This window comes from Bacteroides sp. An279, assembly GCF_002159615.1.
GTDB classification, from domain to species: domain Bacteria; phylum Bacteroidota; class Bacteroidia; order Bacteroidales; family Bacteroidaceae; genus Phocaeicola; species Phocaeicola intestinalis.
In genome coordinates, this window is record NZ_NFJA01000102.1 from 1 (window position 1) to 12,316 (window position 12,316).

Consider the following 12,316-nt stretch of genomic DNA (forward strand, 5'->3'; position numbering starts at 1 on the left):
CAGCATCGTGGTAGCCCTGATTGCTATCGCACTGGCTACATGGATGTATGCACGCGACAAGCAACCGGTTGCCGATATGCTGGCAAAACGTTTCCCGACGTTGCACCGTGCCGCTTACAAACGTTTCTACATGGATGAAATCTGGTTGTTCGTAACCAAGAAAATCATTTTCCGCTGCATCTCTACTCCACTTGCCTGGTTCGACCGTCACGTTATCGACCAATTCATGAACTTCATGGCTTGGAGCACCAACGCGGCAGGTGAAGCAGCCCAGCCTATACAGAATGGTAAAATCCAGAGCTATACCATGTGGTTCCTGGGTGGAGTTATAGTATTAACCGTCATGTTATTAGTATTATGAATATATTAAGTCTTTTCGTATTAGTACCTCTGCTGATGCTGTTGGGTTTATGGATAGCCCGCAACCTGAATCAGGTAAGAGGAGTGATGGTAGCCGGATCCAGTATCCTGCTGGTTCTTGCCGCATACCTTACCGTTTCTTATATTGGACTTCGAAACGGGGGTGCAACCGAAGAAATGCTTTTTACCGATAGCATCAGCTGGTATGCCCCATTACACATTGCCTACTCAGTAGGTGTCGACGGTATTTCGGTAGTAATGTTGCTGCTGAGTGCCATCATCGTGTTCACCGGAACATTCGCTTCGTGGAAGCTGAAGCCGCTTACCAAAGAATATTTTATGTGGTTTACTTTATTAAGTACCGGTGTATTCGGATTCTTTATCTCTACCGACCTGTTCACTATGTTCATGTTCTACGAGGTGGCATTGATTCCGATGTACCTGCTTATCGGTGTATGGGGAAGCGGCCGCAAAGAATATTCTGCCATGAAGCTGACCTTGATGTTAATGGGTGGTTCGGCATTCCTGCTGATTGGTATTCTGGGTATCTTCTATGGTGCCGGAGCAGAAACCATGAACGTGATTGAAATCGCCAAACTGAAAATACCGACTGAATTCCAACAGGTATTCTTCCCAATGGTATTTTTGGGATTCGGTGTACTGGGAGCCCTCTTCCCATTCCATACATGGAGCCCTGACGGTCACGCTTCGGCACCGACCGCCGTATCTATGCTCCATGCCGGCGTATTGATGAAACTGGGAGGCTACGGATGCTTCCGTGTGGCAATGTACCTGATGCCTACCGGTATGGCATATTGGGGTGATTTCTTCTTGGTATTGACTACTATCTCGGTTGTTTACGGAGCATTCAGCGCCGTCGTACAGACCGACTTGAAATACATCAATGCCTACTCATCTGTAAGCCACTGCGGCTTGGTATTGTTTGCTTTGCTGATGGCTACCCGTGTCAGCTCGACAGGTGCTATCCTGCAGATGCTGAGCCACGGTTTGATGACAGCCTTGTTCTTTGCCCTCATCGGTATGATTTACGGACGCACACATACCCGTGACATCCGCCAGTTAAGCGGCTTGATGAAAATCATGCCCTTTTTGGCAGTAGGTTATGTGATTGCCGGTCTTGCCAATCTCGGTTTGCCGGGCTTGAGCGGATTTATTGCCGAAATGACCGTCTTTGTCGGTTCATTCCAGCATACAGACCTCTTCCACCGCACCTGTACCATCATCGCTACGATGAGTATCGTCATCACAGCAGTGTACATCCTGCGCGTTGTCGGAAAAATCCTGTATGGAACCTGCAAGAATCCGGAACACCTGAAACTGACAGATGCCACATGGGACGAACGCCTTGCCGTTATCTGCCTCATCGCAGCTGTTGCCGGACTTGGACTTGCTCCGTACTGGGTAAGTGACGTCATCAGCGGAAGTGTCGAACCTATCATTTCACAATTAATACATTAATCAAGACATTATGGATATAAGTGCAATATTTTCCGCCATGCAAGCAGAAATCAGTCTGGCAGTGATACTGATTATCATCTTGCTTGCCGACTTAATACTGAAACAGCCTAACCACAAGGCGTTACAGGGTTTGGCATGCGGACTTTTAGTAGTGCAAATCGCACTGAACATCATGCCGGTCACAGGCGAAGCTTTCGGAGGTATGTTCCGTACGACTCCGATGGCTTCCATCGTCAAGACCGTTCTCACTGTAGGCACCTTGCTGGTATTCATGCAGGCAGACTCATGGATTAATCGCGAAGACACCCGCCACAAATCCGGCGAATTTTATGTGCTTACACTCTCTACCCTGCTGGGTATGTACTATATGGTAAGTGCAGGCAGCTTCCTGCTTTTCTATGTAGGCTTGGAACTTGCCAGCATCCCGATGGCTTGCCTGATAGCCTTCGACAAATACCGGCATCATAGTGCAGAGGCAGGCACCAAGTTTATCTTGAACGCCATGTTCTCATCGGCATTGATGCTATATGGCCTATCGTTGGTTTATGGCACGTGCGGAACCATGTACTTCGATGACCTGCCTGCCTTGCTTACAGGCACTCCGCTGCAAATCATGGCAATGGTCTTCTTCTTCGCCGGTTTGGGCTTCAAGCTGAGTCTGGTACCGTTCCACATGTGGACACCCGATACCTACCAAGGTGCGCCAACTGCCATTACTGCATACCTGTCGGTTATATCGAAAGGTGCAGCAGCATTCGCTTTGATGAGCATTTTGGTCAAAGTATTCGGTCCCATGATTGATAACTGGAGCCTGATGCTGTCGGTAGTTATTGTTGTAACCATCACCATTGCCAACATCTTCGCTATCCTGCAGCACGATCTGAAACGCTTCATGGCATACAGTAGTATCTCACAGGCAGGTTACATTATGTTGGCTGTACTTGGAGCCGACGGACAAGGTATGGCTTCATTGGTTTACTATGTCATCGTGTACATCGTGGCAAATCTTGCCATTTTCGGTGTCATCACTACTGTAGAGCAACACAACGGCGGACGTGTAGACCGCGATGCCTATAACGGCTTCTACAAAACCAACCCGCACCTGAGCTTCATCATGACACTGGCACTCTTCTCGCTAGGAGGTATTCCGCCGTTTGCCGGTTTCTTCTCGAAGTTCTTCGTGTTCGCTTCAGCTTTCCATGCCGGACACTGGCTGGTAGTATTCCTGGCATTGGTCAACACAATCATCTCATTGTATTACTACCTGCTCATCGTGAAAGCGATGTACATTACTCCGAACGACAACCCGCTGCCCACTTTCCGTAGCAGTGGTATGACACGTGCCTGTCTGGTTATCTGCCTGTTGGGTATCGTTCTACTGGGTATCTGCAGCTCAGTTTACAATGTATTGAACGAAATGGCGATGCTATAAATTAGAAAATTCAAATAGCCCAAAGAGCATATATATTTAAGCTCTGCAAATCAGGAAGAGGCAAGGAAACCAATGTGTTTACTTGCCTCTTTTCACACCTGAAAGACACAAGCAAACACAGATTTTTTGCTTATAGCTTATGTGCTTCTCTGTGTTGTCTGTGAATTCATGTGTCCTGTGACAACATCAACAAAAAGCATAAATCCATACCACACATTGTATAACAGCTGCGCATTCTCCCATCACAGCCAATTATACAGCAAAAACACAAGCGGTATAAAAGAAATTCGCATTTTTCAAGAAAAAAAACGACTATTATTTTGTGAATATCAAAAAAAGCCTTACCTTTGCACCCGTTATCGAAAGAGGACGATACACAATCGGAATGTAGCGCAGTTGGTAGCGCACTACGTTCGGGACGTAGGGGTCGGGCGTTCGAGTCGCCTCATTCCGACATAAAGACGAAGATAGAAATAATTCTATCATCGTCTTTATTTTTTAGACACTTCATGAAGTCCCCTGCCGAAAGCCTGTGTATCAAAATCGTCATAATGGGACTACAAATCGGTCATTTTGCGCCTTTTTGTTTTTTAATACATTCATTTTTCGATATTTCTTTCTATTTTTGTATGGATAATATAAGAACCTTATCAAATTAATACCTTATAAAATGAAAGAAAGAATTTTAGTAACTGGCGGTACGGGCTACATAGGTTCGCATACCGTAGTAGAATTGCAAAACAACGGGTACGATGTAGTGATTGTGGATAACCTGTCAAACTCACGCGCCGATGTGGTGGACAACATTGAAAAAATAACTGGCATCCGCCCCGCTTTCGAACACGTAGACTGTCTGGACTATGCCGCACTGGAAAACGTATTCACGAAATATCCAGGCATAAAAGGAATTATTCACTTCGCTGCCAGCAAAGCCGTAGGCGAGTCTGTACAGAAACCTCTGCTATACTACCGCAACAATATCGTCTCGCTTATCAACCTGTTGGAACTAATGCCACGCCATGGCGTAGAAGGCATCATTTTCTCTTCATCATGCACTGTATACGGCCAACCGGACCATTTACCCGTTACCGAAGAGGCTCCTATCAAGAAAGCTGAATCCCCCTACGGAAATACCAAGCAAATCAATGAAGAAATCATCCGAGACACCATCGCTTCAGGCTCACCCATACACGCCATCCTGCTACGCTACTTCAACCCGATTGGAGCTCATCCGACAGCACTTATCGGCGAACTGCCCAATGGTGTACCGCAAAACCTCATCCCTTACCTGACCCAAACAGCTATCGGCATCCGCGAAAAACTTACTGTATTCGGTGATGACTATAACACACCGGATGGCTCGTGCATCCGCGATTACATCTACGTAGTAGACCTGGCAAAAGCACATGTCACAGCAATGCACCGTATTCTGGACGGCAAGCAGAAAGACACAGTAGAGGTATTCAACATCGGTACTGGAAAAGGCGTTTCTGTATTGGAATTGATTCACGCTTTTGAAGCTTCGACAGGTGTAAAACTGAACTACCAGATAGGCAAACGGCGCGCAGGAGATATCGAACAAGTATGGGCAGACCCGACATACGCCAACAACGAACTAGGCTGGAAGGCAGAAACTTCACTGGAAGACACACTGCGCTCGGCATGGGAATGGCAACTGAAACTGCGTGAGAACGGAATCCAGTAAAAAATTATCCACCAATAAATCCTTGTAAATGTAATAGGGGCAGGAAAAGACCTGCCCTATTACATTATAAGCCGGAAACATGTATCTCTGCAGACTGGCTGCCGCTCTTAAACCCAATAACGCATTGCAATCGCATACAGATTTCCGAATAGAAAATTTACAATTTGCTTTTCAGTTACCTAAGCAGCATTGACTTACAATTTTACCGTCAGTTTCTTGCCAGTATAGTTTACTGTCTTTTCCTTGCCATCGGGAGTACGCACGATAAACTTACGGCTTTCCAGCATACCTGGGTATGACCCTTTACGTGCACCGATAGTCAGACGACGGGAAGCCTCATCCCATGTCATCGGGATTTCGGTATAAGCACCTTTTTCGTAATTGTAATTGTCAAACTCGTCTTCATAAAGCGTGAAATCTCCATCGGCACCGGGATAGACACAAAGCGTCAATACATCCCACGGTTTTTCTGTAGCATATTGTACATCAGGTCCCAGCGGCACAATGCTACCTGCCTTGATATAAAGCGGAATGAGGTCGAGAGTAGTCTCACGTGCAAACTCTTGTCCTCCGTCCAGTTTTTCGTTAGTCCAGAAATCATACCATACCGTACCTTCGGGCAGATAGACAGGAGCTGATTTCTTCTGAGTAAAGTCGAAGGTACCCGTTTCATCTCCAGCCTTTCCAGCATTGTCACGGTTCCATCCACTTTGTTCATCGACTTTCAACACCGTTTCGGGAGTATACTGTGCTTCGAGTACCGGTGCCACGAGGAATGCCTTGCCGAACATATATTCATCATTCATGTCCCACACCTGTTTGTCTGCAGGAAAATCCATTACAAGCGCACGCATGAACGTAGACTGACGATGGCTGACCTCCCAAGAAGTAGAATAAATATAAGGCAACAACGTATAACGCAAACGAATCATTTTCTCGATGGCATCATACACCAGTTCACCTTTTTTCCCGAACTGATAAATTTCACGAGGTGTATCTGCACCGTGCGAACGCATCATCGGTGTAAAGGTACCGAACTGCATCCAGCGCACAAAAAGTTCCTGATAAAGCGGATTCTTGGGAGCCGTCCCGTCATTCCAGCTCTTATTATATTGTCCGGCAAAGAAGCCACCGATATCATTGTTCCAGTGTGGCATACCGCAAAGCGAGAAGTTCAGTCCTGCCGGCACCTGTTTACGCAAGTTTTCCCAAGAAGAACCCACATCGCCCGACCATACATTGGCGCCGTAGCGTTGCTGGCCTACAAATCCAGAACGTGTAAGTATAAACACGCGCTTATCTGAGGTTGTGGCACGCTGATGATCGTAGACACCTCCCACGCACATTAATGGATAGGCGTTGCGCACTTTACGGAAAGTACCCAGATAGGTCTTCTGGTCAAGGTCGCCCGGCTTAAAGTCCAGATGGTCCGGATCGGTAGAGTCCATCCACCAAGCATCCATGCCATACTTGAAAATACCATCGTTCAAATATTTCCAATAAATGTCACGAGCTTCAGGCGAATAAGCATCATATACCTTTACTCCCGACGGATATTCAGGATCGGGCGGCCAACCTTCGGTACCTGATGCAGGCCAAGTCTTGAAATCATAAAGCAAATCTTTGGAAGCCAGCTCCCGATAAGGCTTCGTAGCAGGACCGAACGAAGACCAGATAGAAATGGCCATATGAGCGTTCATGCCGTGCACATCGTCAAGCATTTTCTGCGGGTCGGGGAAAAGCGGGTTGGTAAAGTCCATGGCATTCCACAAATAATTATGTCCCCAATACTGCCAGTCCTGAATGATACCGTCCAAGGGTACACCCAGTTCACGATACTTGCCCACAACTCCTACTACCTCATCCTGGCTTTTATAACGTTCCTTGCTTTGCCAGAAACCGTAAGTCCATAAAGGAAACATCGGAACCTGGCCGGTGAGCTCACGCATGTCGGCAATCACTCCATCCGCATTTCCGCCATACATAAAATAATAATCAACGCACGTTCCTACCTCGAAATCGAAAGAAGTTCCATCGGCATTGTCGGTAAAAGTAACAGGAGAATAATTATCCCAATACAGTCCATAACCTTTAACCGACTGGAAGAAAGGACTGGAGTCTTCCAGATTGCTTTGAATAAGATATTTCTGCTGGTTACGCTGGCTCATTTTGCCCGTCTGAAGCTGTCCCAACCCATAGATTGCCTCGTCTTTATCCAGCCGGAATGCCTGACAGACACGGTAGTATCCCTTATCGGCTCCCTCCTGATAAGGTTTGAAAGAAGGTTCTCCCTGCTCTGTCAACAAGGCATTACCTTGCAAATCGGCAAAGCTCAAGGTGCCTTCCTGCTTATCAAGCGTGACCGTGACGGCGGCACTTTTCAATATTACGGCATCATCCGTCTCGTTTACCTTAAACTTTATATCTTCGGTGGGAGAAAGAACCACTGCAAGACTCTTCTCCTCCGGCATTGTTGCCTGCGGATATTTCACCACACGCACAATGGAGGGAGTATAAAACTGCACCTCACAGCTAAACTTCTCACCCGGCACCTCCAGCTTTACGCCATGTGCCGTCCGGCTCACCTCTTGAGCCACAGATAACCCTGAACTGCACAGCAACAGGGCTAACCCTACAAATCGGAATGTTTTCATAATTACATTTTAGATATTAGATGTTTGTCAATTGGTTTACAAAGGTAACGGATTTCGACTGTTACGAAGATGCACACACGTTGCAAGAAACTATACAAATGTTGAAATCGGGCTGTTTTTCAATGTTTTTCTTTCCGTTGAGCATATTGTGAAGGACGAACGCCGAACTCTTCCTGAAAACACTTGCTCAGATAACTTGACGTACTGAACCCTACCATATCCGCCACTTCAGCCACTGTATAGCCCTTGTCAAGCAAGCACGCCGCCTGCTTTAAGCGTACCGATCGGATAAAGCCGGTAGGTGTCTTTCCCGCCAAGGAAGTCAATTTACGATAAAGCCCTGTACGGTCCATCCCCATATCGCGGCTCCAAGCTTCCACTGAATAACCCGGATTATCCAGATTGGACTCTACACATTGCAAAGCCTTACGCACAAAAGCTTCATCTGCCGCAGTAAGCAAAGGACCTGCTTCCTTTTGCGACTGGACAGCCCTCGGATGAAGCTTGCGTTCTTCCTGCAAGACCAGCAAATGCCGCATATCCATCAACAAGGATTCCAGATCTATCGATTTTTCATCGGCTGGCAAAGGAAGCAATACCCCCTCTGCCAACTGGTCTATCAGTTTTTTCATTTCCTCTGCTTCCTGCCTCACTCCCTGAAGCTGTTGGCGGACCTCTCCTTCACCCAACGATACAAGCACACTGTCCAGGGGAGAAAGTATCCTGTCTACGGGTTCTTGCAGTTCGCTATGGATATTCTTCAAAAACACTCCTTTCATCTCATCCAGTTTTTCTTTCTGTTCACGCACCAGGCTACGACGCTTACGCCGTGCATAACTTACAGCCAGTAACCATGTCAAACCTACTCCCAAACAAACATACAATCCGTAAGCATAAGGCGTACGCCAAAAAGGAGGTCTTATTATTACACCAAATTCGGCATAACGTCCTGTCCATGGTTCGCCTCCCCGTGTTGCCTGTACCTTAAACCGATAACTGCCCGGAGGCAAGTCTGTATAAGTGACATAACCACGGCCGTCTGATGAACGCATTTCCTGCTCTTCGGCATCTATCCCCACCAAAATATAACGGTAATGCGTCTGTGTAGGATTGACATAGTTCAGTGCTGAAAACTCCAGTGAGAAAAAATTCTGGTCATAAGCCAAAGCCACTTCCCCTGAAGAAGGCAAAGGGTGCTTTTGCCCGAACAAACTGAACCCTACAAACACAGGCACAAACGGAGAAGGTGCGGCCACAGAATGAGAGGCACCCATCACATTGAATCCATTAATGCCACCCCAATACAGCGTACCATCGGAAGTCCGGAAAACCGAACGCGGACAAAACTCGTTTCCGATAATCCCATCGTCTTGATTAAAGTTAACAAATACATAACGCCAAGTCCCGTCATCTGCCGGACGTACAGTCAGACAAGACAGACCGTTAGCTGTGGAAACCCATAATGTGGAATCGGAAGTCTCGATAATAGACTGTACTGCATTATTTACCAAACCATCGGTCGTATAAAACGTACGCCTCCTGCCTGTTGAAGGATTCCAAAGCACCAGTCCGTCTTCCTGTCCAATCCATACATCCCCTCTGCCATCTACACAAAGTGCGTTACAAGGATGTAAAGATGGAATATAAGATAACACACGCCCTTGACGGTTACGTACAAACAGACCCTCTATCGTAATCCCCACCAACGAATCCTTACCTAATGGCATCTCCTGTAAAATCGCCGGACCACCTTGCACCAGACTTCCCAATTCTTTTTTCAGGATAGGAATATCCATCTTCTTTAAAGGAGATACAGCATCTGCAGGATCATACCGGAACATTCCTTCGGTGGTCTCTACCAATATCTGCCGATTATCCGTTTCATGAAAACCTGTCACCTGCAAGGCCTCATCACCGGGAACAGGAAACAACGTACGTCCCACGTTCCGGAAACGGAAACGTGCCGGGTGATAATACAATACCCCCCGGTTCAGAGTACCTACCCACAACCCGCCTTGGGCATCGTTGTAAACCGTACTGACTTCGGTCTCAATCCTTCTTCCGTCGACCAGTTTCAAGACAGGTATGTAATGTTTCTCCTGTAAATCAGCTCCAATAAACCATAATCCTTCCCGACAACTCAACCAAATATTACCTTCACAATCCAAGGCAATATAGTTCAGCCAATAATCGGCACGAAGCACTTCAGTCCACATCTGGCGACGGCAATCGTAATAAAGCAATGCTCCTCCATGCACGCCGTTGCACAGCTGGTACAGTCCTCCCGCAGATGCCAGCATATACGAAGTGTTTCCATACCAGCCTTCTGACAAGACCTCTCCCAACGACCGACGACATACTTCATCTCGCGTATGCAAGTCATAACACAACAGAATTCCCGAACGGTAAAACAGATAAAGGTGGTCGTCCACTACTTCTAAATCATAAAGCACATCTTTTTGTCCGCCCGTCAAAGCAGACACGTGCAACAAAAACGGTTCCGCCTGCAATGCTTGCCCTGCGACACGCATCAGACAATCGGACTCAGTAAGCAGCCAGAAGTTTTTTCCCGTATCCATAAAAAAATCTTTCAACGGCTCCCGTATTCCCCATTTTCCAAACAAACTGTCAGGATGCTCCAACATCTGTCCAGTCCTGCCGTCTACCACCATCAAAACCTGCTGGTTTTTCATCCATACCCGTCCTGCTGCATCGGTATACGAATGATGAAAACCGGCATAATCCGAAAGGCGGCAGATATGACGGGCATCGTAGTGCAAATAATCGAAGCCCGTCCCGTCGTACAGGTTAAATTGCCCCGCCGTAGTAATCATCATACGTCCATCCTGCAGCTGGGTAATGTTCCGCACCTGATTGCCCGACAAACCTTGAGTAGCATCAACAGGCGAAAACACCACAAAAGGGCTTTCGGCAAAAGCCTTTCCTGCCATCAGCCCCACACATGCGAATAATATACGTATAATAAAGAATAAATACTTCATACACTCTTTCAGTCTTCTCTCAACGGTTTTCACAAAGGTACGTTTTTCTTCACCCATTTCCAAGTCTCCTGCTCCTGCATTCTTGATTTATCGCAAGATTTCAGGGCTAAACAGCCGATTCTTCCCATCGGAAAAGAACAATGTTTCCGGCTTTCGGCTAACTTTGCACCCCGGTAATTAGTACAATCTTGTATGGCACAATCAAAAGAGATGACTTCGGGGCGTTCCCTGCCGTTGATATTCAACTTCACCCTGCCCCTTCTGCTGGGCAACCTGCTTCAGCAAACCTACTCGCTGGTAGATGCCGCCATCGTGGGCAAATTCTTAGGCATCAATGCTTTGGCATCGGTAGGAGCCAGCACTTCGGTGGTATTCCTGATACTGGGGTTCTGCAACGGATGCTGCGGAGGATTCGCTATCCCCGTGGCACAGAAGTTCGGTGCAAGAGATTATGTCACGATGCGCCGTTACGTATCTGTAAGCCTGAAAATAGCCGGAGTCATGTCGGTGGCGATAACCGTCATTACCAGTTTGCTTTGCGCCTTCATCCTACGAAGCATGCAAACTCCTGAAAATATCTTCGAAGGAGCTTATCAATACCTGCTCATCACATTCATCGGTATTCCGTGCACATTCTTCTACAACCTGCTTTCGAGTGTTATCCGGGCTTTGGGAGACAGCAAGACCCCTTTCTGGTTCCTGCTTCTTTCTACCGTATTAAACATATTCCTCGACCTGTTCTGCATTTTGGTATTGGGCTGGGGAGTGGCAGGAGCTTCAATAGCTACGGTAGTATCTCAAGGCGTATCCGCACTCTTATGCTACCTTTATATGAACCGTAAGTTCGAGATATTGCGCACCACAGCTTCCGACCGCCGATTCCGTCCCGAACTTGCCAAGCAACTTTTGTCTATCGGTGTACCGATGGGACTTCAATTCTCCATTACCGCCATTGGCAGTATCATGCTGCAAAGTGCCAACAATGCATTAGGCACGGCGTGCGTTGCGGCATTTACGGCTGCGATGCGTATTAAAATGGTATTTATGTGCGCCCTCGACAGTTTAGGCATGGCGATGGCTACCTATAGCGGACAAAACTACGGAGCAGGCAAACCCGACCGTATCTGGCAAGGAATCAAGTCGGCAGTAGGCATGATGATGATTTACATTATAGCAGTAAACATCATCATCTGGGGTTGGGCAGATAAGATAGCCCTTCTGTTTGTCGACCCGAGCGAAACGGAAATCATTAAAGATACGGCTCTCTTTGTCCATATCAACGTTTCTTTCTTCCCCTTGCTCGGATTGCTGAGTGTTCTTCGCTACAGCATTCAGGGAGCCGGCTATACCAAACTCGCCATGTTTTCGGGGGTATCCGAAATGATAGCCCGTGTGTTGGTCAGCCTCATCGTAGTTCCGGCATTCGGATTCTTAGGTGTATGTTTCGGCGACCCTACCGCATGGCTCTTCGCCTGCCTCTTCCTGATTCCTGCCTTCTCGTATGTTTACCGGCGGCTGAATCTCATCGTAGCGAAAGAGAGAAATTAATTTTTTCACCACAGATTACGCAGATTAAGAAGCTGTTTTGAATTTCTCCAAAAAGTTTTTCTTGGCTTGATGTATCCGTTTTCGTGCGTGCTTTGGGCGATTTTTTGGTCCTTTCCGCTCCTGTTCTTCGTCAGAT

6 protein-coding genes, 1 tRNA gene and 1 pseudogene are annotated in these 12,316 nt (G+C 47.1%); 6 read left to right on the forward strand and 2 right to left on the reverse strand.

The annotated features are described in order from the left end of the window. The 5 genes and pseudogenes from B5F78_RS14180 to galE form a co-directional block, all read left to right on the forward strand. Positions 1 to 361 (forward strand): annotated as a pseudogene (locus B5F78_RS14180) (NADH-quinone oxidoreductase subunit L); the annotation flags it as partial. Then, positions 358 to 1,839: a complex I subunit 4 family protein gene (locus B5F78_RS14185; protein WP_087210630.1), complete on the forward strand. Its 1,482-nt coding sequence runs from the start codon at positions 358 to 360 to the stop codon at positions 1,837 to 1,839. The pseudogene B5F78_RS14180 and the gene B5F78_RS14185, both read left to right, overlap by 4 nt. Positions 1,840 to 1,849: 10 nt before the next feature. Beyond that, the gene (locus B5F78_RS14190; RefSeq protein WP_022039674.1) at positions 1,850 to 3,271 is read left to right on the forward strand and encodes an NADH-quinone oxidoreductase subunit N; all 1,422 of its coding nucleotides are present in this window, start codon (positions 1,850 to 1,852) and stop codon (positions 3,269 to 3,271) included. 381 nt (positions 3,272 to 3,652) lie between these two features. Continuing rightward, positions 3,653 to 3,725 (forward strand) — tRNA-Pro (locus tag B5F78_RS14195). 216 nt (positions 3,726 to 3,941) lie between these two features. After that, positions 3,942 to 4,976, forward strand: coding sequence for a UDP-glucose 4-epimerase GalE (gene galE / locus B5F78_RS14200; RefSeq protein WP_022039673.1), 1,035 nt, complete (start codon positions 3,942 to 3,944; stop codon positions 4,974 to 4,976). A gap of 194 nt (positions 4,977 to 5,170) precedes the next feature. Here galE and B5F78_RS14205 read toward each other — a convergent pair whose 3' ends face one another. After that, entirely contained in the window at positions 5,171 to 7,630 is a 2,460-nt protein-coding gene (locus B5F78_RS14205) for a glycoside hydrolase family 31 protein (protein ID WP_087407028.1), read from the reverse strand. 119 nt (positions 7,631 to 7,749) lie between these two features. After that, positions 7,750 to 10,665, reverse strand: a complete 2,916-nt coding sequence (locus B5F78_RS14210; protein WP_241148272.1) for a helix-turn-helix domain-containing protein — start codon at positions 10,663 to 10,665, stop codon at positions 7,750 to 7,752. Positions 10,666 to 10,824: 159 nt separating this feature from the next. On the opposite strand from B5F78_RS14210, the gene B5F78_RS14215 reads away from it, so the two are divergent. Next, a complete protein-coding gene (locus B5F78_RS14215) occupies positions 10,825 to 12,180 on the forward strand; it encodes an MATE family efflux transporter (protein WP_022039670.1) in 1,356 nt (451 codons plus the stop codon). Positions 12,181 to 12,316 lie beyond the last annotated feature (136 nt).